Here is a 26,008-nt window from a genome sequence, read left to right on the forward strand (position 1 = left end):
GCTCCCCACACCGGGAGCTGGCCGTCTCCGCGACCGAACCCGACGGCGACGACGAGCTGGACTACGTGGCCGCCCGGCTGATCAGCGGCAAACTGACCGGCCGGCCCGTCGAGGACGCTGTCGACCTCGGCCGGATCGAGAAAGCCGTCCGCGAGATCCTGATCGCCGTCGGCGAGGACCCGGACCGCGACGGACTCCAGCAGACCCCGGCCCGGGTCGCCCGTGCGTACGCCGAACTCTTCGCCGGCCTGCGGGTCGACCCGGCCCAGGTCCTCAGCACCACCTTCGAGGCCAACCACGAAGAGCTGGTCATCGTCCGGGACATCGACGTGATGAGCCTCTGTGAGCACCACCTGCTGCCCTTCCGGGGCAGCGCGCACATCGGCTACATCCCGGGCCCCGACGGGCGGATCACCGGCCTGTCCAAGTTGGCCCGACTCGTCGAGGTCTTCGCCCGTCGTCCGCAGGTGCAGGAACGGCTCACCTCACAGGTCGCCGACCTGCTGATGAGCAAACTCGCGCCCCGCGGCGTCGTCGTCGTGCTCGAATGCGAACACATGTGCATGGCGATGCGCGGCATTCAGAAGTCCGGTGCCAAGACCATCACGTCGGCCGTACGCGGCATCCTGCAGTCGGACTCCAAGTCGCGGGCCGAGGCGATGGCGCTGATCATCCCCCGCTGAGATCCCGTCGCACCACGGCCGGCCGCCACCCCAACCGGGACGGCCGGCCGTCGCGTTTCCGCACCAGCCCGGGCGGGTCCCGCCTGTCAGCCAGCGAGCAGGGCCAGCAGCAGGCCGGCCGTGGCCAGCACCGCCGGCACCAGGCACACCAACGCGCCGAAACGCACCGTACGGTCCAGCCGCTCGGTGGGGCTGACCCGAAACAACCTGCCAATGCCGATCCAACCGGCGACGAACGCGACCGCCGGCATCGGCAGCCCGCAGATCAACGCCGCCACGGTGGCCGGTCCCACCCCCGTCGCCGCCAGAACCACGACCTGGATCAGCGGCACCAACAGCGCGAACGGCCCGTACACCAGGAGGTTGCGCGCCCTCGCGGGCCAGGACCCCGGCCGGAACCCGCGGCGCGCGGCCAGCGCCCCGTCCGCCGCCTCGGCCCAGCCACGCGCGGTCCGCAGCGCCGCCAACACGGCCGCCGGACCGCCCGCCATCGACCGGGCCGCCTCGGTCAGCTCCGGCGGTGACGGCACCAGGGAGATCGCCGGTACGTCCAACTCGCGCAACCGTTCCTGCTGACTCGCCAGCCCGGTACGGAGCACCGTCAACTCCTCCCGGGCGGCCTCCGCCGACCGGGCCTGCTCACCGGCGGCGGCAGCCGCACCCCGGCGTACCCCGTCCAGCTGGCGGGCCGCCGCAAGATACTCCGTCCAGGCGTTGCTGGGCTCGACCGCCCGCGGCGTGGCGTCCCCGGTCGCCGCAGCTGCCCGCTGCCGCCCCGGCCCGGTCACCGTCGCGATCGAATCCACCTCGACACCCTCCACGTGCGCCACCCGATCAGCTGGCCACGTCGGCGAACGGCACCAGGACCGTGCCCCGCTCGTCCGGACCGTCCCAGAGCACCGCCCGGTCGGGGCGCACCTGCCACTCGACCGGCCGACCGAAGACCGCCGTGAGCTGCGCGACCGGCACGTCCAGCACGGCCACCGCCGCCAGCTTGTCGACCTCACCCGCCGGCTCGAACAACGCGGCGAACGGCGGCACCGCACGCCACCAGCCCAGCAGATGCCGCCCGGCCGGCGGCCCGTCCCGCAGAAGCGACCGCAGCCGGTCCAGCGGCAGCTCCCGGGGACCCGGCCGGTCCAGCCCGAAGACCACCAGATACGTCGGCAGGTCGTGGGCCGCGTCCGCGAGCAGCGTCGGCAGATCCACCAACTCGGCCGAATGCCGGGCCGCCAGATCGGCCGTCAACGCCTCCGCCAGGACCCGGGCCCCGGGATCCGGTGCCGCCACCAGGAAGCGGGCACTGCCCGGCGAGTGGTGAGCCGACGTGCTCCGCGCCGCCGTCGCCAACAGCCCGCCCGCCGCGGTGCCCGACCCCAACACCGCGAGGTTGCGCCCCGCCGCCGGCCCCAACGGCACGGCGACCGTCGAGCGGGCCACGTCCACCGCCCGGCCCAACAGGGCGGCCGGCCCGTGAGCCTGTCCCGCCAGGGCCGCCCGGTGGCGCGGATCATTGCCCAGCAGGGGGCGGGCGTAACCCGCGAAGACCACCGGCGGCACCGACCCCGCCGGACGGGCCTCCCACAACTCGTGCCGCAGCTTCTCCACGACCTCCGGATGATCCTGCGGGTCCGGGTGACGGATCAACCGCTCGTGACCCCGGATCGCGCCCCGCGGGCCGCCGAGCCCGCCGGCCGTGTTCACCACCGCGCTGCCCACCGGCAGACCGGCCGCCGAGTCGTTTGTCGGCTCCAACACCGGACTGCCACCCGGCAGCGCCACCCGCACCGGGAACTGCCCGAGCACCGAATCCCGATGACCAGTTTCCGCGCGCGCACTCAGCCCCAACTCGCCAGCACCCGCCAGGACCAGATGCACGCCGTACGCCCGACCCGCCCGGGCCAGCCCGTCCAACTGGGCGGCCACCTCGGCGGCCAGCCGGTCCCGCTCGGCGAAGAGCAGCGGCACATTGTCCACCACACAGACGATCCGGGGCAGCGACTGGTGCTGACGCAGCTCCGCGAAGCGTTGCCCCCCGGCCCGAGCGCCCGCCTCCGTGCGGCGCTGGACCTCGGCCGTCAACTCGTCCAGCAGATCCCGGACGTACTCCCGGTCGGCGGCCATCGCCGCCGCGCGCACCTGCGGAACCCACGACCGGTCCCGCTCGGTCTGCAGGAACTCCACGAAGGACTCGCCGTCGCCGAGATCCGCCAGGTAGAACGCCACGTCGTCCGGGCCGTACCGGGCGGCCAGGCCGAGCAACGCGGTGGTCAGGAAAGCCGCCCGGCCCGCCGCTGACCGGCCGCTCACCAGCCAGTGCGGGGTCAACTCGGTGAAGCCCAACGGCACCGACCGGCCCCCGGCATCGCCGACGGTCGTGGTCAGCCCGTCGGCCGAGTCCGATTCCCACAGTCGCTCACCCGTCGGCGGCAGCAGAGCACCCAACGCCAACCGGGAACCCGCCTCCACCTGCTCGGCGAGCCGCCGACAAACCGCGTCGACCAGCTCGGCCGGCGGGTCCGACTCGACGAAGACCGGCGAGTTCAAACCGCCCGGCGGATCAGCGCCCGGCCCGGCGAACGACGCCCCCGGCGGATCGCCGAGCAGCGCGTACGCATTACGCAACGCCAGCGCAGTGGTGCGCGGCAGCGGTGCCCGGGCCGAGTACGGGCCGGCGGGCGGCCAACCCGCCACCACCAGGTGCAGCCCAGCGGCCGGCCCCTGCTCGGCCAACGTCTCGATGCGCGCCAGATCGGTCGGGCCTGTCGACTCCGGAAGCGCGGCCACCACCAGCAACAGCGTCCGATCGTGGCGGCGTCGCCCACTCGCCCCCGGCGTCACCCACTGCTCCGCCTCGGTCAGCACCGCGCGCAGACCCACCACGTCCACCGCCGGTGGCGGTAACAGGCCAGCATCAGCGAGTGCCCCGAACGGCGTCAGCGCAGCCCCGGTGGCATCCACAGCGCGAACCAGCAGGGCACCCGCCGGGGCCGCACCCAACAACCGCAGAAGTACGGCCCGGAGCAACCCCGCAACCCGCGGCTCCCGTGCGTCAGCGTCCACGCTGAGGTGACCGGTGCCGACAAGTGGCACCAACGCGGGGAAGCGAGCGTCGTCCAACGGCGCCGCCGTACCGACCCGAACAAACGGCGGCGGACCATCACCGGCCGGCGAGTCCTCGGTGAGTGAGTCCAGTGCAGCGCCCGACCAGCCCGGCGCCAGCAGAGCCGCAGCCGTCCGCAACCGCTCGGCCACCTCGTACTGGCGGCGCTGATCGGCAGGAGCCGGCCGCGTCTCGTCCAGGATCCCGGCAGCCGCAGTCGCGACGGCCGACGCCCGACGGTGCAGGGCTGCGGCGCGGTTCGTGCGAGCCTTCGGACCGGCCACCGCGTCCACCCCCTCTACCCGAGGTTGGCAACCCCTCCCCGAGCAGAGACGGTATCCCAGCCGACTGCCCTCCTCCGGGAGGTGCCTCGGCGCTGCGCCGGTGTTGTCGTGGATCTCACCGGTGGGGAGGGGTCCGTCACGATCCGCTGGATCTGAGGCATTGGCTCCGGAGCGTCCAGCCGATAACTTCAAGAGGTGGAATCAGTGCAGCCCCCCGCCGGTTCCCAGGTCTCCCGCGTACCGGCCCAGCGGACACCGTCCGAGCAGCTGCCGCCCGCCCCGGCAACGCCGGCACCGCAGCCGCCACGCCGCCGAACGCGGACGGTGCTCACAGTTGTCGCTGGCGTGCTCGCCCTGCTCTGCCTCGGAGGCATCGCCACCGCCGTGGTCTGGTACAACCGCGCCTCGACACCCGACCGCAGCACCCCGGACGTCGCGGTGATCAATTACCTTCAGGCGACGCTCGTCTCTCGCGACCCGAACCGAGCGGGGTTGTTCACCTGCGAGGGCGCAGTCCCCTCGGTCGATGAGTTCGCTGCGGATGTTGCCGGACGTGAGCGGGATCTTGGCGTCTCTTTTTCGATCAACATCGAAGACGTTGCCGTTACTGAGACTGCCGGCGCCGACGCCACCGTTGTCGCTGTCATCCGGCGGAGCGCCGCAATTGACGGAATTCATCAGAGCCTGGCAGACACGTGGCAGTTCGATTTGAACAACCGGGACGGCTGGCGTGTTTGTGCTGGCTCCCGGATTAGTTAGCTTTATTCAATCCACAGGAGATGAACCGGAACCTCCAGGGTGGTGGGTGACTGGCCTCGCCAGGCCCAGCGGTACCACTCCACCTCGGGTGTGACTCGCACGCAGATGTCCCCTTCGGCGCCCGAGTAGGTCTCGGTGACCGCTCGAAGGTCACGGTGCTCCCGGCCGCCCTCGACGTGCACCACCCGCCGACCGGTGACCGCGTCCGCTTCGAAGACCGGCGTGGGGGTCCGGTGTGCCGGGCCGTCCAGCGAGACCAACCGGATGCCCGTGTCCCGGGCGTCGTCCACTGCCGGTCGGGTGCCGACCGTCTCCACCCAGACCCGCTCCACCGGCACCAACGGCGCGAACACCTCGACCTGGTCGGCTTCGGCCCGGTACCACTCGTGCTCGGGGATCACCGGCACGTAGGTCCGGGCGCTCTGCACGACCCGGTCGTCAGCACGCAGGTCCCCGCGCCAACCCATCCCGGGCAGCCCGACCAGCACCCGCCGGCCGCGTAGCTCGACCCGTTCAGTCGCGGGGACGATGGTCAGCGGTCTCGGCGGCTGCGGCGCCCAGTCCGGCTGGTCGGCGAAGGGGTCAGGTAACGGCCCGGTCATACAGGTGCTGGCCTTACTCAGCGGCGCGCAGCGGGGCACCCCGCTCGCGCATGAACGGGACCGGATTCACCGCGCCAGACGCGTTACGGTCGTTGCGCAGGTGCACCTCGAAGTGCAGGTGCGGGCCGGAGGAGTTGCCACTGCTGCCGACCTTGCCGATCACCTGACCGGCCGTCACGATCTGGTCCTTCTTCACGAAGGGCTGAACCACCATGTGGCAGTACCGGGTGATGTAGCCGCCGGCGTGCAGCAGGTCGACGAACCAGCCGCAGCCCCCCTTGCCGGGAAATCCGTCCACGTTGCAGTCTTCTCGGCCGCGGTCGTCCTCGTCGCAGGTGGAAACCAGCACCCGACCAGTCGCTGCGGCGCGGATCTCGGTGCCCTTGGCCGCGCCGATGTCGACTCCGTTGTGGCTGGGTCGGCTGGCGGTGCGGAAACCGGAGCCGACTCCGCCGGGGATCGGCGCGGTCCAGCCGGAGGCGGCGATCTGACCGCGTTCGGCGGCGTTGCACACCGCCTTGCCGTTGATCTCGACGGTGCGGGCCGCCCCGCCGGCCAGTGCGTCCACGATCCGGCTGGCTACCTCTTCGTGCTTGGCGTACGCGTCCGGGTAAGCGCTGACCTGGACCCGCTGCGCGACCACGGTCAGCGGTCGTTGTTGCCAGCTCCCCACCTTGACGAGCTTCTCGTAGAACTTGCGCGCCGCGTAGGCGGGGTTCAACCGCTCGGCGACACTGCCCCACCCCGGCCGTTGCTGGAACAGGCCCAGCGAGTCGTGGTCCGCGCCAACGCCCTCGTGTGGCAGGGCCAGGGATTCGGGTACGCCGCTGTTGGCGAGGTTACGCAGGGCGGACTCCTGCATCGCGGTGGCGAGGGCGACCACCCAGCCTCGCGAGGGCACGCCCATGTCCTGGCCGACCTTGATGATGATCGCGGCATTGCGGACCTGTGTGTCGCCGTACTGGGCGAATCGCGGCAGCTTGCCCGCAATGTTCACCGCTCGGACCGGCCCGCACTCCATGCCTGCCATGGTGTCGCCGTTCTCGGCGTCGTCGCCTCCGAGCCCGGTGAGGAAGAACGCCGCGGTGCCGCCGGTGCAGCAGAGCAGAAGCAGCATCCCGGTGAGCACCGCGGCGACCACACCGAGCCGGAGGGGGCCGCGGCGGGTCTTGGCATTACCAACGTCGCTCATGGCCGCTCCCAGTCCAGAACGTCGACCAGCCAACCATCATCGGACGTGACCAGCTCCAACCGGAGCCCGCCGGCATCAAGGGGTAGCAGCAACTCGACGAACGTCTCGGTCCGCTCTCGCATGGTTGGAGGACCGGTGACCTTCTCGGCCGGCACGCTCTCGGGCTCGGCGCCGGTCAACTTCTCCCGCAGCGCCGGCGTGGAGAGTGGCCGCAGACCAGCCTGCCACTCTTCGGTGGTCATCCCGGGACTGCCCAGCCATGCCTTGGCGAAGCGGTCGGCGGTCTGTTCGGGCGTGCGGGCGCCGGGCGACGTCACGGGTCGCGGCGGAGCCGCGCTGTCGAGCAGGCCGTCGTCGCCGGCCGTCGGGTCCACCGTGATGATCGGCCCATCCGGACGGCTGCTCAACCCGTCGGTTGAAGCACCCGGGCTGGGGATCAGCCTGGCCGCCCCGAGTACACCGACGACCACCACCCCGATCACGAGCGCTACGCCCAGCCGGGACCGCAGCGCCCGGGTGAAGAGGAATTCCAGCGCCCGTCGCATCGCCGTCACCTCGCCTCTGAGCGCACCCGAGGTCCGGTGCGATCCGGTACACGCTCGGTGGAGCCTGGGCGGTAGACCACGAACGACGGGTTCTCAGCCGGAACATCCGGCTCGGTCCAGGTCGCCGGCTGTCGGCGTCGGGGCTGCGGGGCGGTTGGGCGGCTCCGACCTCTGCCCTCCTCCGCCGGCGCCTCGTCGGGCCGCTCTCGGCCATCGGGGCGCGCCGTGTCGGCGCGCCGGCCCTCGGCCGCAGCTGTCGGCACCGGAGCCGGGTCCTCCCGCCGCGCCTCCGGGCGTAGTCGTTTCTGTTCCGCGTTGGGTGACCGTCGACGTCCGCCCACCGGCTCGGCGGCGCCGCCCGGCTCGGCTACGTCCAGCCGAGCGGCGGTCCGCATGTCGCGGAAGAACCGGCGGTGCCAGGACCCGGCCGAACTGACCGCTTCGCTGCTGTCCTTGCCGCCGAGTTGCGTGATCCGCCGGTACGGCCGCAGCAGCAGCCACCCGACCACCCCGCAGAGCCAGACCAGCACCACTTGAAGCCAACCCGCCATAGTGGGAGTGCTCATGATCAGGTCGACGGCGAACAGGTAGATCGCTGCCCCGGTACCGAAGATGGCGATGTTGAACAGCGCGGCGACCACGGCGTTCGCCAATCGCCGCAGACCGGCGCTGGCCGGCCGCAGCAGACCGATGGTGCCCAGGATCGGTGCCGCGATCACCGCCCACCGGAAGATCAGGAAACCCAGCAGGACCAGTAGCGACGCGGTCAGGTCGAACATCGCAAAGAGCAGAGCCGCGAGCACGGCGATGAAACCCGCGCCGACCCGATCCATATCGCGAACACCCTGGAGATATTCGTACGCCTCTGGGTCCTCGGCCTTGATTTGCTGCGCCACCCGGGCCCACTGCTGCTGCTTGGCCTTGATCGTCGCTTCTCGGGCCGCCGAGCTGGCGCGCATTGACTTGGCTTCGCCCCACGTCAAAGATTTTGCATCGTAAAGTGCGGGGCCGTATTTGAGCGCGGTCTCGCTTTCTGCTGAACCTAATACACCCCGGAGCCAATTCCGGTACAGCATTGTCTCGGTAGCGGTGTCGCTGGCCCGGACGGCGGGGGTTCGAAGGTCCTTGCAGCGGTCAGGATCGATGCACCGCCCAGGGTCCGGCTCCTTTGCCTGCGGCCCAACGGCGTCATGCACCACTCCCAGACTGGTGACAAGTGCGCCGTCGGCGATGTTCGCTGACTTGACCGGCCACGCAGCCAGCGCCGTGACCGCGACCATCACCAGCAGTGCCCAGCCCGCGGTGGTCATCGCGTTGCTCATGTCTGACTGTCGGGACCGCCAGAGTAGATAGAGTCCCACCACACACAGGGTGACGATTCCGAAGACGCTGAACACCTTCTGGTATACGGCCTTGGTCGCCTGTTCGACAAGCGGGTCAGCCCATCCCCACATCGAACCGGGGTCCCACGCGCGCTCTCTGAGCGCATTTGATGCACCAATGATCGCCGTTGCGGCCATGAACTCGCCATTGGCGATCGTCGTGGTGAACTTGTAGTCCGGATGAAGCACGCTTGAGGCGCAGCCACCGTCGATGTCATAGGTGTTATAGCTGTAGCCGCCGTAGCCATAGAGGCTGTACCGACCAGCTACTCCATTCGCGGCCTCCGTCGGTGGCGCGGCGGCGAACCAGCCGGCGAGCCCGGAGTCCGGCGTACCCGGGGTTGGTGCGTTGCGGCACGTGACCTGGTCTTCGCTGACCGCTTGTAGCTTTGCCACGCAGGCGCGGAAGTCGGCTTGCCATTCGGCGGTCGTGCAGAGGTCGGCGCGGGCCTGGGCGGTGGGCGGTGCGGCGGCTGCGGCCTCCGCGCCGATCAGCGGCCAGGTGAGGGTAGCCCCGGCCAGTACGCCAAGGGCGAGCAGGAACGACGCGATCCTTGCCCAGGCCCTAGGGCGTGTGTCAAAGCCCCTGGCCGGCCTGCGGCGGGCCCAGACGACGACCGGCCGCGTTGGGAAATGACCCGGATACAACACCGGTATCCGGGTCATTTCCCGCCTTGCCGGACCGCCGCCTGGACTCCGCCTCGGCTCGACCGAGGCTTTGACACACGCCCTAGCCATGTCACGCCTCCAGATCCGGCAGGGGGATGCTCGGCAGGACTCCGGCCGCCGCGGCGATCGCGGCTGGCGTCGTGTCGAGGTGGTCCAGCAGCCCTTCGACGTACGAGACGTCGACTCGGACCTTCTGCACTCGTCCGTCTACGTCGCGCATAACGAACTCGCGGAAGCCGAGCCGGCTGGACGAGCTGGCGTCGGCGGCGGAGAGCGAGGCGAGGGTGGCCTCGTACCCGTCGTTGACCGGCACCCGCAGCAGTCGTAGCGCTTCGGAGGCGATCTCGGCGTCCTCGGCGATGCGGCCGACGAAGACGGTGGAGACGAGGTTCTGCACGTCGAGGCCGAGGATGTCGCGGGGGTTCTGGGAGGCGACCAGTGCGGCCAGGTTCCACTTGCGGGAGTCGCGGGCGAGTCGGACCAGGAAGGAGCGCCCGGACCGCCAGCCTTCCATGAAGTGCGCCTCGTCGAGGCCGACGAGTTTGCGGGATGACATCGAGCCGCCGTAGCAGCGCCGGACGGCGAGCCGGTGCGCGGTGTGCAGCATCGGCAGGGCCAGTGCTTCCTCGGCTGACCAGTACTCGCGTTCGATCTTGAGGTCGGGCAACCGTAGCCCGGCCATGGTGATCACGGTGAGTGCCGCGTCGGCACCGAGCAGCCCTTCCGGCGGTCGGCCGAAGAAGAGCATGGCCAGTGGCATCTCGGCGGTGTCCAGCAGGAGGTTGGCCAGTTCCTTGCCGGCGTCGTCGTCGAGCCGTCCGAGGCAGCTCACCACGTCGTCCAGGGTGGAGGTCTCCTCGGCGGGGACCTGGCGGACCGCGTGCCGGAAGAGGGTGGCGGTCGACGCCTCCCTGGCCACCTGCGGTGGAACGAGCATCATGCAGATGTCCTGCACCAGCATCCGCCGCTCGGCCCGGGCGTTGGAGACGGCGATCTCGAACTCGCGGTCGCCGGCGGCCCCGCTGCCGAACTCGGAGCGCAGCGGCGTCGGGATCAGCGAGTAGGGCGCCAGGGTGCCGTGTTCCGAACCGGTCAGGTTCAACACCCGGGAGTACGGCCGCAGCTCGGGCATCGCGCAGAGGCGGGCCAGCGGGCCGGACGGGTCGAGCAGGGTCACCTGGACACCTCGGCGGGCGGCCAGGTAGCCCAGGGCGCCGAGCAGTGTGGACTTGCCACCGCCCGGTTCGGCGACGAAGACCGCGAGCCCGGAGCGTTCCCGGACCTCCATGGGGAAGTGCAGGTCGAGGAAGACCGGGCGGCGGCAGGTGCCGGCGGTACGGCCGATCAGGTCGCCCCTCCGGTCGCCCACATTGGACGCGGCCTGGGGGAGCGCGGCGGCGAGCAACGGCACCGGCATGCGACGCACGTAGCCGGTGTTGGCGATCGGCTCGCCGGGGATGAACTCGCGGGCCAGCCAGTCCTGGTTTTTCGGGTGCTGGAGAGAGATGCGCAGCTCCCGGGAGTAGAGCTGGATGAGCCGGCGCGCCCGCTCCAGGCATTCCTCCCTGGTCCGGCCGCCGACCGCGATCCGGTGCCAGCCGTGCGCACGGGCCGAGTCGACCGGGAGACCGGTGGTCATCTCGTCGCCGATCACCAGGGCGCGCTTGGCCAGTCGTTCCAGCTCCGGGGGCGCGTCGATGCCGTGTTCGGCATAGTCGAGCTGTTGCGAGCGGATCATCCGCAACCGGTGTTCCAGGTTACGGAAGGAGTCGCCGGAGCCGAGGATGTCGACGCGGGTAGAGATCTCCATCGGCCAGGGCAGCCGCTCGTGGAAGTGCAGCCAGGGCTCGTGTCGTTCGGGGATCTCCAGCGGCTCCATCCGGCCGACGGCGAGTACGGCCACGTGCCGCTCCTCGCCGGTCATCCGGTTGACCAGCTTGACCGTCGAGCCGTACGGGGTGCGGTAGCGCTCGACCTGCTCGGTCATGGCGAGCAGGTCGCCGCGCTCCCAGCGCCCGTCGGTCACGGGGGAGAGGGTGCTCGGCGGTGACATGCACAGCGCCACCGAGCGGTAGAGCAGCCATTCCAGCTCCTGGGCGGTGACCCGTCGGCCGCGCATGCCGAATGCCCCGAGCACTTCGTCGAACTGTTCGACGGTGCGGCCGAGCTTGCGGCGCTCGCCATCGGCGGTGCCTCGCCCGAAGGTGCGCAGCAGCCGCTCGGTGAGCGAGTCGCCGAGGGAACGCCGGGCGAAGGTGACACCGAGGTAGGTCTGGCCCTCAGCGTGGTTGACCGCCATCAGGTGGCGTTGGGCGGCGACCAGGTGGTCGGCCCAGCCGGTGGTGCCGGGAACGTCGGGCAGCGGCGCCGCCGTGTGCGTGTCGATGGTGCGAGCCCACTCGTCGGCGGGGAACGGCCGGGTGGTGCGGCGCAGGTGCAGTCGGAAGCCGGCCAGGCCGGCGTACTGCTCGGAGATCGCCGACAGCAGCGCCTCGCGTTCGGCGTCCGGCCGGAACGCCCAGCGGACCTCGGGCAGCCAGTACCAGGCGGTGACGGTGTTCGGTGTGAAGGTGAGGTGGCCGGCGATCTCGGTGATGGCCAGTTCGACCGACGGATCCCGATCCCCGAATTTGATCTTCGGAGCGCGAACCCGGGTCGGCTTGATCGGTCGGTCCGGCCGGCTCGCCGTGCGCTGTCGGGGTGCGGCGACCTCCTTACCGGGGGCCGCGGTGCCGGTGCTCCTGGGTCGGTCCGGGTCGGTGGCCCGACGCGCGGCGCGCTCCAGAGCTGGCCGATTCGCAGATGTGATCATCGCCGGCTGCTCCGGCGGAGCCGTGGACCGGCTGGCGGCCGTCGGCTGGGGCTGCGCCTGAGCCGCCGGTCGGGCCGCCGGCGTCGCTGGGGGGCGGCCACTCGGCGCGGTGCTGGCAGGTCGGCGGTCGGGGCCGGCGGTCGCGGACGGACCGCCGGCGGACGGACCGGGCTCATCGGACGGACGCCCCATCGGCCGTCGATCCCCTGCCTGATGCGGCACCCGGGACTCACTGGCCGGGTGGCCGCCCGCGTGTCGTGGGTCGACGGGTAGGCCGCCGTTGTCGGCGGGGGTCCACGGTGGCTCGAGCTCGGGAACCGCGGGAGCGGGTGCCGGGCCGGCGGTTGGTGGCGGCTGATGCGGGATCGCCGGCTGCTCGCGGGTGCTCGGGCCGGCCGCGCCGGCTCGCGCCGCGCCGGGTCGCCCTCCGCCGCCGAAGAGGTCCAGGAAGGGGGAGTCGATGTCGGCGTTCTCGCCGGCCGACACAGCGGTGGGCTCGGCCGGTGGCGTCCGGCGGGGAACCGGGCGGGGTGCCTGGAACACGCCGACGGCACCGTGGCCGGGCGACGTCACCAGCGCGGGGTCGAGGGCAACCTCGTCCTCGTCCTCGAGGTAGTCGAACGAGTGCGCACGGTGACCGACCGGTGCGCCAGGGCGGCCGGCCGGGGAGCCCGGCGTGGAGGAGCGGCTCATGCGATCGCCTCGGCGGCTGTCGGCAGACCCATGTCCGCGTCCTGCGACGGGCCGTTCGACATACGTCCGGTCATGCCAGTTCCTCCCGAATCCTGATCCGGCTGCCGACCAGGCGCGGATCGCGCTGCTCGACCGCCGGCTCCCGGGTGCGCCGCCAGTCGGTCAGCGCGGTGCGGATGACCACCCGCGCCGGCCGATCGGGGTCGACGTGCCGGAAGATGAACGACGTGGTCACGATGGCGAGCGCGATCTCCCAGGCGGGGAAGAGCTCGACCGTCAACGTGAACAGCCAGTGGATGAACATGTAGAGGGGGACCAGCAACATGAAGAGCCCGTACTGGGCGTAGGGCAGGTGGACCGGAAGGGTGTAACCGGGCGGCCCGAGGTAGACCAGGCGGGCCCGGTAGATGTCGTCGTCGGTGCGCAGCCGCATGTGGTGAACGCGCCTATTCGAAGATCAGGTCGATCAGGTAATCGCCGACGAAGAAGAGTGTTGCCGCGCCCGCGATGAAGGCGAGCCCGACGATGGCGATCGCGGAGCTGGTCAGCACCTTGGATATCTCGCCTCGGCTGGCACGGCCGATGAAGATGACGCCCAGGACGGCGAGCAGGATCGGCGCGATCTTGCTGGCGAAGAAGGTGACGACACCGTTGGTGTCGATCCCCTTCGGTGCCGGCTCCGCGAGTGGAGTCGACGCCAGGGTGGAGAGCGCGTGGGCGACGCCGGACGACGCCGTCTCCATGAGCTCGTAGGCGATCACTGGAACCTCCCCATAGCGCGGCCGGCGATGCCGCGGCGGTGCAATAGGCAAGCCTGGCGGGAAAAGTGCTCCACAGGGCATGGCGTTCTTGACCCTGTGTTCGTTACTCACCACGGAGGGTGGCGAGGTTTGGGCGGATTTTCCCCGCTTCGGCCCTCCCTCCAAGCTTCGCCATCTCGATGCTGACCAATTCCAAAGCGTACGGGCCGCCCCGGATTGCGACAAGCCGCGAAGGGACTGCCCGATGCTGCCCGGATGACCGATCGTACACCTGTTCTAATCGGCACGTCAGGGGTAGTGGTGCGGGGCCCACCCGGGTCGCTGGGCGCCGCCGCCGCGACCGGTACCGTCTAGTCGTGACCGATCTGGTGCGGGCTTCGGGCCCGGTGGTGATGGGCGTCCTCAACGTCACACCGGACTCCTTCTCCGACGGCGGACGGTACGCCGACCTGGACGCCGCCGTCGGACACGGCGTCCGTCTACGGGACGCCGGAGCGCACCTGGTCGACATCGGTGGCGAGTCGACCCGTCCGGGTGCCGCGCGGATCGACGCCGAGACCGAGGTCGAGCGGGTGTTGCCGGTCATTCGCGAGCTGACCGCCGCCGGTGTGGCGGTCAGCGTCGACACCAGCCGCGCGCGGGTCGCGGAGGCCGCCCTGGCCGCCGGCGCTGCGGTGGTCAACGACGTCTCCGGTGGCCTGGCCGACCCGGACATGGCCCGGGTGGTCCGCGACGCGCACTGCCCCTGGGTGCTGATGCACTGGCGAGGGCACTCCCGAGCCATGCGGGACCTGGCCACCTACACGGACGTGGTGGCCGACGTCCGGGCCGAGCTGTCCCAACGGATCGACACGGCGCTGGCCGCCGGGGTGGCCGCCGACCGCCTCATCGTCGACCCCGGGCTCGGCTTCGCCAAGACGGCCGCGCACAACTGGGAGCTCAGCGCCCGCCTGCCGGAGTTGCTGGATCTCGGCTACCCGCTGCTCTTCGGGGCGAGCCGCAAGTCGTACCTCGGTGGGTTGCTCGCCGCCGCGGACGGCACGCCGCGACCGACAGCCCAGCGGGAGGCGGCCACCGTGGCCACCAGTGTGCTGGCGGTCGCCGCGGGCGCCTGGGGCGTACGCGTGCACGACGTGCGGGCCACCGCCGACGCGCTCGCCGTCTGGGCGGCGACCGGCAGCCCCCGCCTGGCCGTGCCGTCGCACGACAGGAAGTTGACCCACCACGATCACGAGCATGGGGTACGGCGATGACGACGGACCGGATCCAGCTGACCGGCCTGCGGGCGCGCGGCCGGCACGGGGTGTACGACTTCGAACGCGTTCAGGGGCAGGACTTCGTGGTCGACGCCGTCCTGGAGCTGGACCTCGGCCCGGCCGCCGCCAGTGACGACGTTGCCGCCACGGTGCACTACGGCGAGCTGGCCGAGCGCCTGGTCGCGGTGGTGACCGGCGAGCCGGTCAACCTGATCGAGACCCTGGCGGACCGGCTCCTCGCGGTCTGCCTGGCAGACGTTCGGGTCGACGCCGCGACGATCACAGTGCACAAGCCCGAGGCGCCGGTGCCGCACACCTTCACCGACGTGGCCGTCACGATGACCCGGGCGCGTACCCGGTGACCCGGGCGGTTCTCTCGCTCGGCAGCAACCTGGGCGACCGCCTGGAGCACCTGCGCACGGCCGTCACCACCCTCGGCGACGCGGTGCTCGTGCTCTCCGGGGTGTACGAGACTCCACCGTGGGGCGACACCGATCAGCCCGCGTACCTCAACGCGGTGGTGCTCGTGCAGGACGAGAGCGCGAGCCCGCGCGACTGGCTGGAACGGGCCCGCGACGCGGAGCGCGCGGCCGGCCGGGTCCGTGACCCGCAGCGGCGGTTCGGGCCGCGCACCCTCGACGTGGACGTGATCGCGGTCTGGGGCGACGACGACGAGCCGGTGCTCAGCGACGACCCGGAGTTGACCCTGCCGCACCCTCGGGCCCACCTGCGCGCCTTCGTGCTCCGTCCGTGGATCGACATCCAGCCGTACGGACGGCTGCCCGGTCACGGCTGGCTGACCGACCTGCTGACCACCGGCCCTGCGGCGGACGGGGCGTTGGAACTGCGTCCCCGGCCGGAGTTGGCGTTAGAGTCGACGGCATGACCGAGCGGAACCGGCCGGCATGACGCAGGCGAAGCCCCCACCCCGCGGGTCGGGCCCGGACGGGTCGCGGATGGGCCCCACCCGGATCTCGACCCTGGTCGTGGCCGGCCTGGCTGCGGCGGCGGTGGCCTGGCTGCTGATCAGCACCCTCTACTACAGCGGGATTCCCCGGCTGCCCTGGTTGCCGGTGGTGACGCTGGCCGGGCTCGCCGTGCTGGAGGCGTACGCCGCGATCAACACCCGGGGCCGGATCGAGCGCAAACCGGGTCGGGAGCCGGTCAATCCGCTGTTGGTCGCCCGCTTCGTGGTGCTGGCCAAGGCGTCGGCGCTGGCCGCCGCGATCTTCGCGGGCTTCTACGCGGGGCTCACCGGCTGGCTCTTCGTGGAGACCACCCGCGCCGCCCTGGACGATCGACCGGCTGCTGGCGGAGGCCTGCTCGCCTCGCTGGCACTGGTCGGCGCCGCGCTCTGGTTGGAGCGCTCCTGCCGGGTGCCGGAACGCCCGGACGACGAGCACGAGCAGGACCCGCGGGAGAGCCGCCCCGGCCAGCGCTGAGCAGGGGGTTACGCCCGGCTGCGGTCGCGGGTACGGTGCCTGCGATCGGGGAGCAAGGGCCGCCCAGGGTCCGTCCGTGCGCCGGACTGGGGGCGGTCGGCCACTGGGGAGGCGGCGTCATGGGTTACGAAGAAGCGGGCCGGGACCGGTCGGCCGAACCCTCTTCCGGGGTGCCGGCCGCCGTTCTGGACAACGTCTTCGACGATCCCACCCACGGTGAGCCCGGCCGGGATCGGATCGGCGTACACCTGGGGTGGGAGCTGCTGCTGCTGGCCGGGCTGGCCGCCGTGAGCTGGCTGCTCTGGCGGGAGGATCCGTCTGCGGTGCGCGACGAGAACCTGCGCACGCTCCTGATCGACGCGGTCGGGCTGGGGTTGCTCGCACTGGCCGCAGGGTTGAGCCTGCGGACTGCCGCGCCGAACCTGGCCGTCGGCCCGATCGCGGTAGCCGCCGCCCTGCACTACGCCGAGCAGGGTGACAGGGGTCTGCCGGAGTCGCTCGGCCCGGCCGTGGCGGTCGCCGCGGTGGGCGGGCTGGCGCTGGCGCTGGCCGTGGTGGTGCTGCACGTGCCGGGCTGGGCGGCCAGCCTGGCCGGCGCCGCCGCCGTGGTGGTGTACATCGAACGTCGGTCGGCGCCCGTGCTGGTACAGGGCGACTACGACCCCAAGGGCAGCGCCGGTTACCTGTTCGCCGGGTTCGCCGCGGTGGCCGTCCTGGGTGGGTTGTTCGGCGCGATCCGGGCGATCCGTCGGCTCGTCGGCAGATACCGACCGATCGCCGATCCGGCCCGTCGGCGGGGCGCGGTCGCCGCCGTGGTGACCGCCGCCGCGCTTGTCGTCTCCACAGTCCTGGCCGCTCTGGCCGGCATGCTGCTCGCCGCCAACGACCCCGGGCCGGTAGCGCCCACCTCGGGGTTGGACTGGACGGTGCTGGCCGTCGGCGCGGCCCTGCTCGCCGGCACCAGCGCGTACGGCCGCCGGGGCGGTGTGTTCGGCACGCTGTTGGCGGTCGGCCTGGTCACCGTCTTCCAGGTGTACGCGTCGGAGCGCGGCTGGACGCTGAGCAACTGGGTGGTCGGTGGGGCCGCGCTCGGCGTCGGGTTGCTGGCGACTCGGCTTGTCGAGACGCTCGGGCGGCCCCGACCGGGCAGGCCCGAGCAGCCCGAGCCGGTGAGTGACGGCACGATCAGCTCGGGCTGGACCACGCCGCAGCCGCAGTCCGTCGACAACTGGCCTCCGACGCTGCCGACCCAGGCCGCGCCGCAGCCGATAGACCCGTGGCGGGATCCGCGGTGGGAGGACGGCCCGCGACGGTGGGACACCGACGAGCGGTGAGCCGCGTCGCGTCCGCCGAGCCGGAGCTGATCTCGACCGTTAGGCTCGGCGACATGACCGACTCACCTGCCGCCACCCCGGGCGGAACCTCGTTCGAGGAGCTTGACGCGCTGTCCACCGAGGAGTTGCGGGAGCGGGCGTTCGCCCGGGCCCGGGACCATCGGGACGTGGGCTTCTTCTGGTCGGTGCTGCGCCGCCTGCCGAACGCGGACGAGGCAACGGTGCTGGATGGCGCCCCGAACTCGATCGGCCCGACGATCGACGAGGCCAACGCGCTGTGGCGGGAGCTGACCGGTCACGGCTACGAGGAGTCGGCGCCGCTGCTGCGGGCCGCCTTCATCGACTACCTGATGAAGCACTGAGCCGCTCGGGGCAGCCCAGGTCCGCCCGATCCACCGGTTCGGGGCCTGGGCGGATCGCGTCGCTGGTCCGCCGTTCCGGCCCGGTCAGCCGCTACGGCACGGCCGCCGGCACCGGCGCGCTCGCCGTGTTGCTGCTGGTCGGCATCTGCGGCAGTCCGGCGTACACCGGCTGGGCCGTCACCCTGACCGACCCGGATTCGGCCGGGGCCTTCTACGCGCGCCTGCTCGCCTGGCCGGCCTGGCGGCTCGACGCGGACGGGCAGGCCGGCGGGTTGTTCGCCGCCGACCTGCGAGCCGTGCTGCTGGTGGTCCTCGCGGTGGCGCTGCTCTACCTGTTGCCCGCCGCCCAGGTCGCCCGGGTGCCCGGCCCGGTCAGCCAGTTCTTCTCCGGCTGGGCCGCGTACGTGCTGGCTGGCGGGTTGGCCGCGGTGTTGGCGGCGCTGCTCGGCCCGTCACCGTCACTGCTGGGGGCCCTTCAGGACGCCAGCACCGGTGCCGGTTACGGCTTCCTTACCGGTTGGATCATCGGCATCGCCAGCCTCGGCGGTCGCGCCTGACCGCGCCTCGACAGTCGCCCTGACCTCGCCGAGGTGGGGTCAGGCGCGACTGTCGTACGTGCGCCGGGGCCTGTCAGCTGGTCGGGCGGCCGAGGTCGAGGAGGCGCTGTCGGCTGAGCGCGCCCACCGGCCGGCCGGCGTCGGTCACGAGGAGCCGGTCCCGGCCCGAGGTGAGCAGGACTGCCAACGCGTCGTACGCCGAGCCGTCCACGGCGACGGTGGGCAGGTCCGGTGCGGCGTCCTCGGGCACCGGCTCCAGCGCCTCCCGGTCGAGCGGGGTGACCGCCAACCGGCGGATGCCCCGGTCGGCGCCGACGAACTCGCGTACGAACGTGGTGGCGGGTGCGCCGAGCAGCGCGGCCGGGGTGTCGTACTGCTCCAGGTGCCCGCCCTCGGAGAGCACGGCGATCCGGTCACCGAGTCGGACGGCCTCGTCGAGGTCGTGGGTGACCAGCACGATCGTCTTGCGCACCTCGGCCTGGAGGCGCAGGAACTCCTCCTGGAGGCGGGCCCGGACGATCGGGTCGACGGCCGAGAACGGTTCGTCCATCAACAGCACCACCGGGTCGGCGGCGAGCGCCCGGGCCACCCCGACCCGCTGCCGCTGGCCACCCGACAGCTCGTGCGGGTAGCGACCGCCGAACTCGGCAGGGTCCAGCCCGACGAGGTCGAGCAGCTCGTCGACCCGGGCCCGGGTCTGGCCCTTGGGCCAGCGGAGCAGGCCCGGCACGGTGGCCACGTTGGCCCGCACGGTCTGGTGTGGAAAGAGGCCGACGTTCTGGATCACGTATCCGATTCGACGGCGCAGTCGCACCGGGTCGACGTTCGTGACGTCCTCGTCGCCGAGCGTGATGCGACCGGCGGTCGGTTCGATCAGGCGATTGATCATCCGCAGCACCGTCGACTTGCCGCAGCCGGACGGGCCGATAAGCACCACCAGCTCGCCGGCCCGGACCTCCAGGCTGAGGTCCCGGACCGCTTCGGTGCCGTTCGGGTAGCGCTTCTGGATGCCCTCCAGGGAGATCGACGCCGCGCGAGGGGATTGGGTCACGTCGGCAGCCTCCGGGGTAACGTCCACGTATGTCCTTCCGCCTGAGCTACCGGGCCGACCCGGGTAACCCCTGGTTCTCCTGGCAGTACGTGCGGGACAACTCTGACACGATCCTCGCCGCGGTGCGCGAACACGCCTCCCTCACCGGGCGAGCGGTGTTGATCGCGGTGTTGATCGCCCTGCCGTTGTCCGTGTTGGCGTACTGGGTCCGTCCGCTCGCCGGTCCGATCCTCGCTGTCAGCGGGGTTGTCTACACCATCCCGTCGTTGGCGCTCTTCGCGTTCATCGCCCCCTACCTGGGCACCGGTGCGACCACGGTGCTGGTCGGGCTGGTCCTCTACGCGCTGCTGCTGATCGTGCGCAACGTGGTGGCCGGCCTCAACCAGGTGCCCCCGGAGGTTCGCGAGGCCGCCGAGGGCATGGGTTACGGCCGCTGGAGGCGGCTGTTCCGGATCGACCTCCCGCTGGCGTTGCCGGGCATCGTGACCGGCGTACGGCTGGCGACCGTCTCGACGGTGGCGTTGGTCACGGTCGGGGTGCTGGTCGGGCACGGCGGGCTCGGGCAGCTCATCTTCGCGGGCTTCCAGAACAACCTCTACAAGGCCGAGATCATGACGGCCGCACTGCTCTGCGTTGCGCTCGCGGTCGTGCTCGACCTGTTGCTCATCCTGGTCGCCCGACTGGTGACCCCCTGGTCCACCCGGAGGGCACGGTGACCGTCGCGGAGAACCCGATCGGGCAGGCCGTCACCTGGATCAACGACCCACTGAACTGGACCAACCCCGGCGGCATGCTGGACCGGCTCGGCGAGCACCTGACGATCTCCGCCCTGGCCGTGGCGCTCGGCTGCCTGGTGGCCTGGCCGCTCGGGCTCTGGTTGGGGCACCTCGGTCGAGGTGGCGGCCTCGTGGTGCTGATCTCCAACGCCACCCTGGCCATCCCCACCCTGGCGCTGCTGACCATCCTCCCGGTGGTCTTCGCCAGCGGCTTCGGGAAGACACCGGTCGTGGTGGCGCTCGCCGTCTTCGCCGTGCCACCGCTGCTGGCCAACGCGTACACCGGGGTGCGGCAGGTGGACCCGGAGGCCCGCGACGCGGCCCGGGGGATGGGCCTGTCCAGCACGCAGCTGTTGCGCCGGGTGGAGTTGCCGCTCGCGGTGCCCTATCTGGCGGCCGGCTTCCGCACCGCGGCGGTCCAGGTAATCGCGACCGCCGCGCTGGCCTCCTTCGTCAACGGCGGCGGCCTGGGCCAGATCATCCGGACCGGCTTCGGCATCGGAATCGCGGCCGGCGGCGGGCAGATCGTCGCCGGTGGTGTGCTGGTGGCCGGGCTCGCGCTGTTGGCCGAGGTGGTCCTCGGCGGCGTCGAACGGCTGGTCACCCCCAAGCCGCTGCGGCGTGGGCGGCAGCGCCTCGGGCGGCCCCGGGCCGCCGACGCCACCGGGAGTGCCTGACCCGTCCGGGTGAGCCCGCGTCGAGCTGGCGACCCACGGTCGTCAAATCGGTGACGATGGGGTGACGAAGTCCATCCCAAGTTGTCGGTCGGTTCCGGAGGATGTTGGGTGGACATTCGCGGGCGGCCGACAGTCAGGATCGCCCGTCGGACACGCGGCCGGCCCGGGACGGGCCGCGCCGGGACACGGAAGGCGGGCACATGCGCGCACGTACACGCCTGGCGATCGGGGCGGTCAGCGCCGTCGCCGGGGCAGCACTGCTCACCGGCTGCGGTGACGCCGGCTCGTCCGGCACCGACGCACCCCAGACGAGCGCCTCCGGCGCCGGGTGCGCCCCGGTCGCCGGCCAGCAGCTCATCGCTCTGCAGGACGACAAGAAGCTCCAGAACTCCGACAACGTCATCCCGGCGGTCAACAGCAAGGCGGCCAACCCGCAGCTGATCGCCGCACTGGACAAGGTCTCCGCAGCACTCGACACCCCGAAGCTGATCCAGCTCAACAAGGCCGTCAACGAGGACCGCAAGACCCCCAAGGTGGCGGCCGAGGAGTTCGCCAGCGCGAACAACCTCACCGCTGGCATCGCCAAGGGCCCGGGTGGCGACATCACTGTGGGCGCCGGCAACTTCGCCGAGAGTCAAATTCTGGGTGAGCTGTACCGGATCGCGCTCAGCGCCGCCGGCTACCAGGTCAAGGTGCAGCAGATCGGCAACCGGGAGCTCTACGCGCCGGCTCTGGAGAAGGGCGAGATCCAGGTCGTCCCGGAGTACGCGGCGACGATGGCCGAGTTCCTCAACACCAAGGCCAACGGCCAGAACGCCCAGCCGATCTCCTCGCCGGACATCAACACGACGGTGACCGCGCTGAAGACCGAGGGCGACAAGGCCGGCCTCACCTTCGGCACCCCGGCCGCCGCACAGGACCAGAATGCCTTCGCGGTGACCCAGGCCTTCGCCGACAAGTACGGCGTGCGGACCCTCTCCGAGTTGGCGGCGAAGTGCTCCGGCAGCGCGACAGTGCTGGGTGGCCCGCCGGAGTGCGAGCAGCGTCCGTTCTGCAAGCCGGGCCTGGAGAAGACCTACGGGCTGTCGGTCGGCAAGTTCTCCTCCCTGGACCAGGGCGGGCCGCTGACCAAGAGCGGGCTCCGCGACGGTTCGATCAGCGTGGGTCTGATCTTCTCGTCGGATGGCGCCTTCGCCACCAGCTGAGCCCTTTCCGCAGGTGCTGAGGACGCCCCCGCCCCGACCGGGCGGGGGCGTCTGCGCGTCCGGGGACCCCGTTCCCTCCGCTGGATGTCGTGGGTAGGCTGCACATCCATGCCAGCCCCGGCCACCTCTGACGCCCGGCGTCAACCAACGCTGCTGACCATGCTCTTCTGGGCGGGCGTCGCTCTCGCGCCGGTGGCGGCGCTGATCCTGCTGGTGGCCGACGGCAATGGCCCGTTGCGTTTCGCTGCTGTGCTCGCCATCCTCGCGGTGGTGCTGATCGGCCTCTCCATCGCCTTGCGGCCCGACAACGAGGGCGCCTCGGCACGGACCGACGAGTTGCTGGACGAGATCGAGGAGCTGCGTCGGGAGTTGCGCGGCGAGATCGTGGCCGCCGCCCAGCGCGGTAACCAGGCACTCGACCAGGCGCAACGGGCCCATGAGGGGATCGCTGCGGTGCGCCGCCGTCTCGACGCCAGTGGTGCTGCCCTCGCCGGTGCCGCCCCCGCCGTCGAGCCGGCGGGCGTCGCACGGGCCCGGGTGGCTGCCGTCGAGCCGCCGGTGGACGACACGCCGGTGGCCCGTAACCGAGCCGACGCGCCGGCCGGCCGCGCCCGGGTTTCCGGCCCCGACGACGCGCCTCGGTGGGGACGCCCCGGGCACCCGGACGACGACGAGCCGGCGTACGCCCGGGAGGCCCCCGAGAAGCCTGCCGCCGGCATGTACGGCGGGGAACGACCGGCCGCCACCGCGTACGGCTCAGCTCGCCCCCGGGAGCACGACCGACCCGAGGCGGCACACCGGCCGGGTGGAGTGGTCCGGCACACCGAGACCGTGCACGTCACCACCCGGCACACAGTGGTGGACGGCGGCCCGGCCGAGCCGGCCGGGCGCTACGGCGGCGGGTACGCCGGCCAGTGGACCCCTCCCGCTCAGGAGTGGACCCGGGGCCGCGACGCCGATCAGCCCTCACGCCCTGCCGGCCGGGCGAGGAGCGAGCCGGAGCAACACCCCCGAGCCGGGTACGGCGACGAGACGGGCTGGACGGGCCGCCGCGACGAACCGGAGTGGACGGATCGGCGCGACGCGTACGCCCAGCCCGACGAGCCGGCCCCGCCGGCCCGGTCACACCGCAGCCCGGAGAGGCCGGCGGCGGAATCCTGGGACAGCCCGGACGATCGGGGCTGGTCGGAGCAGCGCGACCGGGCGGGAGCCCCGGCGCCGCAGGCCGGGCCGCCGTTGCGAGCCGACGACACCGGCGAGTACTGGTCTCAGCTGCGGGCCGGTGACCGGTGGGCTGCCGTCCGCGACGACGAGAACGGTCGAGAGCTGCACGTCGGCGAACGTCGGGCCGAGGTGCACGCCGACGCCAGCGGCACCGAGTACCGGGTGGCCGACCGCTGGGCCGCCGTCCGTCACGAGGAGCCGCGCCGTCACGAGGACGCCGGCCGCTACGAGGAGCCGCGCCGTCACGAGGACGCCGGCCGCTACGAGGACGCCGGCCGCTACGAGGAACCGCGCCGCCACGACGGTGGTCGGCGGGCCGAGCCGGAAAGGCCGGCGCTGCCGGTGGGCGGTGTGCCGATGCCGGACGAGTGGCGTCCACCGCGCCAACGCGGCCACCAGGCGGAACCCGCGCCCGAACGGACCGGCCGGCGGCGGGTCGACGAGCGTTACGGCTACCCGCCGCAGGACGACGTGCCGCGTGCCGGGGGCGCGCCGCCCACCGACCGCTGGCGGTGACGGTCAGGCCGCTCCGGTCACTTGTCGATGTCGCCGACCACGAAGAACATCGAGCCGAGGATCGCGATCAGGTCGGGGACCAGGCAGCCGGGAAGCAGGGTGGCCAACGCCTGCACGTTCGCGTACGAGGCGGTGCGCAGCTTCAACCGCCACGGCGTCTTCTCACCCCGCGACACCAGGTAGTAGCCGTTGATGCCGAGCGGGTTCTCCGTCCAGGCGTACGTGTGCCCCTCCGGCGCCTTGAGCACCTTCGGCAGCCGGGTGTTGATCGGCCCGGTCAGCCGGTCCACCCGGTCGAGGCACTGCTCGGCGAGGTCCAGTGACGCGTACACCTGGTCGAGCAGTACCTCGAAGCGGGCGTGGCAGTCGCCGGCGGTCTTGGTGACCACCGGCACGTCCAGCTCGTCGTAGGCCAGGTAGGGGTCGTCGCGGCGCAGGTCCAGGTCGAGCCCGGACGCGCGGGCCACCGGCCCGGACGCGCCGAACGCGGCGGCGTCCGCGGCGGACAGCACGCCCACGCCGACGGTGCGGGCCAGGAAGATCTCGTTACGCCGGATCAGGTGGTCCAGGTCGGGCAACCGGCGGCGTACCTCGCCGATCGCCGCGCGGGCCCGCCCGGTCCACCCGTACGGGACCTCTTCCTTCAGGCCACCCACCCGGTTGAACATGTAGTGGATCCGGCCACCGGAGACCTCCTCCATCACCGCCTGGATGGTTTCGCGTTCCCGGAAGGCGTAGAAGATCGGCGTAATCGCCCCGATCTCCAACGGGTACGAGCCGAGGAACATCAGGTGGTTCAGCACCCGGTTCAGCTCCGCCAGGGCCATCCGCAGCCAGGTGGCCCGCTCCGGCACCTCCATGCCCATCAGGCGTTCGACAGCGAGCACCACGCCCAGCTCGTTGGAGAACGCCGAGAGCCAGTCGTGCCGGTTGGCCAGCACGATGATCTGCCGGTAGTCACGCACCTCGAAGAGCTTCTCCGCGCCCCGGTGCATGTAACCGACGATCGGTTCACAGGCGACCACCCGCTCGCCGTCGAGCACCAGCTTCAACCGCAGCACACCGTGGGTGGAGGGGTGCTGCGGACCGATGTTCAGCACCATGTCGGTGCCGAGTTGCTGATCACCGGTGCCGGGGATCAGCCCGGCCCCGGTGCCGACGGTCAGTTCGCGGAGGTCCCCGGCGTCGGTGGTCATGCCCGTCATCGTGCCACGGCCGACCCGAGCGGGATGCCGACCGGCTGGCGCAACCACCAGTGCCCACCGAGCCCGGCCGGGTCGGTCAGCTCGGCCACCGTCGACGCGGCGGCCAGCGCCCGCACGTAGCCGACCGGGTCGGTGCCGGCCAGGCTGAGCGGTGGTCGCCCGCCGTCGGCCCCGAGCGCCCGCAGCGCCTCCCGCTGCAAGACCAGGGAGTACGCGCACCGGGCGACCGCCGCACCAGCGGAGGCGACCGAGTCCATGGCCACGTGCGCCGTGACGTCACTCGACCCGTCGGGCACCGGAGGCACCTGTCGCCCACCCCGGTACCCGGTCAACGTCCCGTCCACAGGTCGGTCGCCGCTCAGGTGCCCGTAGTCCACAGCGACGGCCAGGCCCCGCTCGATCTTCTGCACGGCGTTGGCCCACGCCTCGTCTCTGCTTCTGCCGATCTCGGCCCGGAAACCCGACTCGTTCTCGCTGGTGGCATCAGTCGAGGTCAACCCAGGGTTCGGAGCGCCGTCCGTACTTGACGAGGTTGTGGGGCTGGGCCACCAGGTCGTGAGCCAGTCGAGATCAGCCGGGCTGACCAGCTCACCAATCGATTCGGCACCACTCTCCGGGTCGACCAGCACGTATCGCCAGCCATCTTCGGATTGCACTGCCACGTCGAGGGGGACGTTGTCCAGCCACTCGGTGGCGAGCAGCACTCCCGTGATCCCGGCAGGGATCTCAGACGTCCAGTTGATCTCTCCGGACAGGTTCTCCGGGCGGGGCGCGTACTCGATGGCTGTGAAGCGGACGCGTTCGGCGAGCGACGGAGGGACGGCGGCCAACGACGGCCCGTCGGGTGCCGGACGGGCGGAGGTCGTGGAAGTCAGGGTTTCCGGGGAGCCCGACCACTCCGGGCGGTCAGGCTTGATC

At 71.8% G+C, this 26,008-nt stretch carries 25 protein-coding genes; 13 read left to right on the plus strand and 12 right to left on the minus strand.

Annotation, left to right across the window (positions count from 1 at the left end; translation table 11 throughout):
- The first annotated feature begins 17 nt into the window (after positions 1 to 17).
- Positions 18 to 683, plus strand: a complete 666-nt coding sequence (folE, locus tag AB0B48_RS16935) for a GTP cyclohydrolase I FolE (RefSeq protein ID WP_091403265.1) — start codon at positions 18 to 20, stop codon at positions 681 to 683.
- Positions 684 to 769: 86 nt separating this feature from the next.
- Here the strand turns inward: folE and AB0B48_RS16940 are convergent, their stop codons facing one another.
- Both AB0B48_RS16940 and AB0B48_RS16945 read right to left on the minus strand, forming a co-directional pair.
- Positions 770 to 1,480: a hypothetical protein gene (locus AB0B48_RS16940; RefSeq protein ID WP_357202126.1), complete on the minus strand. Its 711-nt coding sequence runs from the start codon at positions 1,478 to 1,480 to the stop codon at positions 770 to 772.
- A 37-nt stretch (positions 1,481 to 1,517) separates the two neighbouring features.
- Positions 1,518 to 4,079, minus strand: coding sequence for an FtsK/SpoIIIE domain-containing protein (locus tag AB0B48_RS16945; RefSeq protein ID WP_357202072.1), 2,562 nt, complete (start codon positions 4,077 to 4,079; stop codon positions 1,518 to 1,520).
- Positions 4,080 to 4,415: 336 nt separating this feature from the next.
- Here AB0B48_RS16945 and AB0B48_RS16950 point away from each other — a divergent pair, with 336 nt between their 5' ends.
- On the plus strand, positions 4,416 to 4,829 hold the full coding sequence (locus tag AB0B48_RS16950) for a hypothetical protein (protein WP_357202075.1): 414 nt from the start codon (positions 4,416 to 4,418) through the stop codon (positions 4,827 to 4,829).
- Between the two features lie 2 nt (positions 4,830 to 4,831).
- On the opposite strand, the gene AB0B48_RS16955 is transcribed toward AB0B48_RS16950, so the two are convergent.
- The 7 genes from AB0B48_RS16955 to AB0B48_RS16985 all read right to left on the minus strand — a co-directional run bounded on the left by AB0B48_RS16955 (position 4,832) and on the right by AB0B48_RS16985 (position 13,485).
- Positions 4,832 to 5,431 (minus strand): hypothetical protein, encoded by a 600-nt coding sequence (locus AB0B48_RS16955; protein ID WP_357202078.1) that lies wholly within the window; start codon positions 5,429 to 5,431, stop codon positions 4,832 to 4,834.
- Between the two features lie 13 nt (positions 5,432 to 5,444).
- On the minus strand, positions 5,445 to 6,623 hold the full coding sequence (locus AB0B48_RS16960; protein ID WP_357202081.1) for a M23 family metallopeptidase: 1,179 nt from the start codon (positions 6,621 to 6,623) through the stop codon (positions 5,445 to 5,447).
- On the minus strand, positions 6,620 to 7,177 hold the full coding sequence (locus AB0B48_RS16965) for a hypothetical protein (RefSeq protein WP_357202084.1): 558 nt from the start codon (positions 7,175 to 7,177) through the stop codon (positions 6,620 to 6,622). Before AB0B48_RS16965 ends, AB0B48_RS16960 begins: the two co-directional genes overlap by 4 nt.
- Positions 7,174 to 9,216: an MFS transporter gene (locus AB0B48_RS16970; RefSeq protein ID WP_357202087.1), complete on the minus strand. Its 2,043-nt coding sequence runs from the start codon at positions 9,214 to 9,216 to the stop codon at positions 7,174 to 7,176. Before AB0B48_RS16970 ends, AB0B48_RS16965 begins: the two co-directional genes overlap by 4 nt.
- 73 nt (positions 9,217 to 9,289) lie before the next feature.
- Positions 9,290 to 12,724: an ATP-binding protein gene (locus AB0B48_RS16975; RefSeq protein WP_357202090.1), complete on the minus strand. Its 3,435-nt coding sequence runs from the start codon at positions 12,722 to 12,724 to the stop codon at positions 9,290 to 9,292.
- 70 nt (positions 12,725 to 12,794) lie between these two features.
- Positions 12,795 to 13,157, minus strand: coding sequence for a hypothetical protein (locus AB0B48_RS16980; RefSeq protein WP_053654782.1), 363 nt, complete (start codon positions 13,155 to 13,157; stop codon positions 12,795 to 12,797).
- A gap of 13 nt (positions 13,158 to 13,170) precedes the next feature.
- Positions 13,171 to 13,485, minus strand: a complete 315-nt coding sequence (locus tag AB0B48_RS16985) for a hypothetical protein (protein WP_357202093.1) — start codon at positions 13,483 to 13,485, stop codon at positions 13,171 to 13,173.
- A gap of 356 nt (positions 13,486 to 13,841) precedes the next feature.
- Here AB0B48_RS16985 and folP point away from each other — a divergent pair, with 356 nt between their 5' ends.
- From folP to AB0B48_RS17020, 7 genes are all read left to right on the plus strand, one after another.
- The gene (gene folP, locus AB0B48_RS16990) at positions 13,842 to 14,738 is read left to right on the plus strand and encodes a dihydropteroate synthase (RefSeq protein WP_357202096.1); all 897 of its coding nucleotides are present in this window, start codon (positions 13,842 to 13,844) and stop codon (positions 14,736 to 14,738) included.
- A complete protein-coding gene (gene folB / locus AB0B48_RS16995) occupies positions 14,735 to 15,103 on the plus strand; it encodes a dihydroneopterin aldolase (protein ID WP_357202099.1) in 369 nt (122 codons plus the stop codon). The genes folP and folB overlap by 4 nt, the downstream gene beginning before the upstream one ends.
- Positions 15,100 to 15,627 (plus strand): 2-amino-4-hydroxy-6-hydroxymethyldihydropteridine diphosphokinase, encoded by a 528-nt coding sequence (gene folK / locus AB0B48_RS17000; RefSeq protein WP_357202102.1) that lies wholly within the window; start codon positions 15,100 to 15,102, stop codon positions 15,625 to 15,627. The genes folB and folK overlap by 4 nt, the downstream gene beginning before the upstream one ends.
- 19 nt (positions 15,628 to 15,646) lie before the next feature.
- Complete coding sequence (locus AB0B48_RS17005; RefSeq protein ID WP_355005958.1) at positions 15,647 to 16,183, plus strand: DUF3180 domain-containing protein; 537 nt, start codon at positions 15,647 to 15,649, stop codon at positions 16,181 to 16,183.
- A gap of 119 nt (positions 16,184 to 16,302) precedes the next feature.
- The gene (locus tag AB0B48_RS17010; RefSeq protein WP_357202106.1) at positions 16,303 to 17,517 is read left to right on the plus strand and encodes an ABC transporter permease; all 1,215 of its coding nucleotides are present in this window, start codon (positions 16,303 to 16,305) and stop codon (positions 17,515 to 17,517) included.
- 53 nt (positions 17,518 to 17,570) lie between these two features.
- The gene (locus AB0B48_RS17015; protein ID WP_357202109.1) at positions 17,571 to 17,879 is read left to right on the plus strand and encodes a hypothetical protein; all 309 of its coding nucleotides are present in this window, start codon (positions 17,571 to 17,573) and stop codon (positions 17,877 to 17,879) included.
- Positions 17,880 to 18,004: 125 nt separating this feature from the next.
- Positions 18,005 to 18,436 (plus strand): hypothetical protein, encoded by a 432-nt coding sequence (locus tag AB0B48_RS17020; RefSeq protein ID WP_357202112.1) that lies wholly within the window; start codon positions 18,005 to 18,007, stop codon positions 18,434 to 18,436.
- 73 nt (positions 18,437 to 18,509) lie between these two features.
- On the opposite strand, the gene AB0B48_RS17025 is transcribed toward AB0B48_RS17020, so the two are convergent.
- The gene (locus tag AB0B48_RS17025) at positions 18,510 to 19,487 is read right to left on the minus strand and encodes an ATP-binding cassette domain-containing protein (RefSeq protein ID WP_357202115.1); all 978 of its coding nucleotides are present in this window, start codon (positions 19,485 to 19,487) and stop codon (positions 18,510 to 18,512) included.
- A gap of 29 nt (positions 19,488 to 19,516) precedes the next feature.
- On the opposite strand from AB0B48_RS17025, the gene AB0B48_RS17030 reads away from it, so the two are divergent.
- From AB0B48_RS17030 to AB0B48_RS17045, 4 genes are all read left to right on the plus strand, one after another.
- Positions 19,517 to 20,203, plus strand: a complete 687-nt coding sequence (locus tag AB0B48_RS17030; RefSeq protein WP_091403225.1) for an ABC transporter permease — start codon at positions 19,517 to 19,519, stop codon at positions 20,201 to 20,203.
- On the plus strand, positions 20,200 to 20,940 hold the full coding sequence (locus AB0B48_RS17035; protein WP_355005954.1) for an ABC transporter permease: 741 nt from the start codon (positions 20,200 to 20,202) through the stop codon (positions 20,938 to 20,940). Before AB0B48_RS17030 ends, AB0B48_RS17035 begins: the two co-directional genes overlap by 4 nt.
- A gap of 200 nt (positions 20,941 to 21,140) precedes the next feature.
- Positions 21,141 to 22,145 carry a glycine betaine ABC transporter substrate-binding protein gene (locus AB0B48_RS17040; RefSeq protein WP_355005953.1) on the plus strand — a complete coding sequence of 335 codons (1,005 nt, stop codon included), beginning with the start codon at positions 21,141 to 21,143 and terminating at the stop codon, positions 22,143 to 22,145.
- A 108-nt stretch (positions 22,146 to 22,253) separates the two neighbouring features.
- The gene (locus AB0B48_RS17045; protein ID WP_357202120.1) at positions 22,254 to 23,885 is read left to right on the plus strand and encodes a hypothetical protein; all 1,632 of its coding nucleotides are present in this window, start codon (positions 22,254 to 22,256) and stop codon (positions 23,883 to 23,885) included.
- Between the two features lie 17 nt (positions 23,886 to 23,902).
- Here the strand turns inward: AB0B48_RS17045 and AB0B48_RS17050 are convergent, their stop codons facing one another.
- Both AB0B48_RS17050 and AB0B48_RS17055 read right to left on the minus strand, forming a co-directional pair.
- Positions 23,903 to 25,090 (minus strand): NADH-quinone oxidoreductase subunit D, encoded by a 1,188-nt coding sequence (locus AB0B48_RS17050; RefSeq protein WP_355005951.1) that lies wholly within the window; start codon positions 25,088 to 25,090, stop codon positions 23,903 to 23,905.
- Positions 25,087 to 26,008: SAM-dependent methyltransferase (locus AB0B48_RS17055; RefSeq protein ID WP_357202123.1), on the minus strand; the 922-nt coding region annotated here is incomplete at its 5' end. The genes AB0B48_RS17050 and AB0B48_RS17055, both read right to left, overlap by 4 nt.

It is taken from the genome of Micromonospora sp. NPDC049089 (genome assembly GCF_040648775.1).
Classification (GTDB): domain Bacteria; phylum Actinomycetota; class Actinomycetes; order Mycobacteriales; family Micromonosporaceae; genus Micromonospora.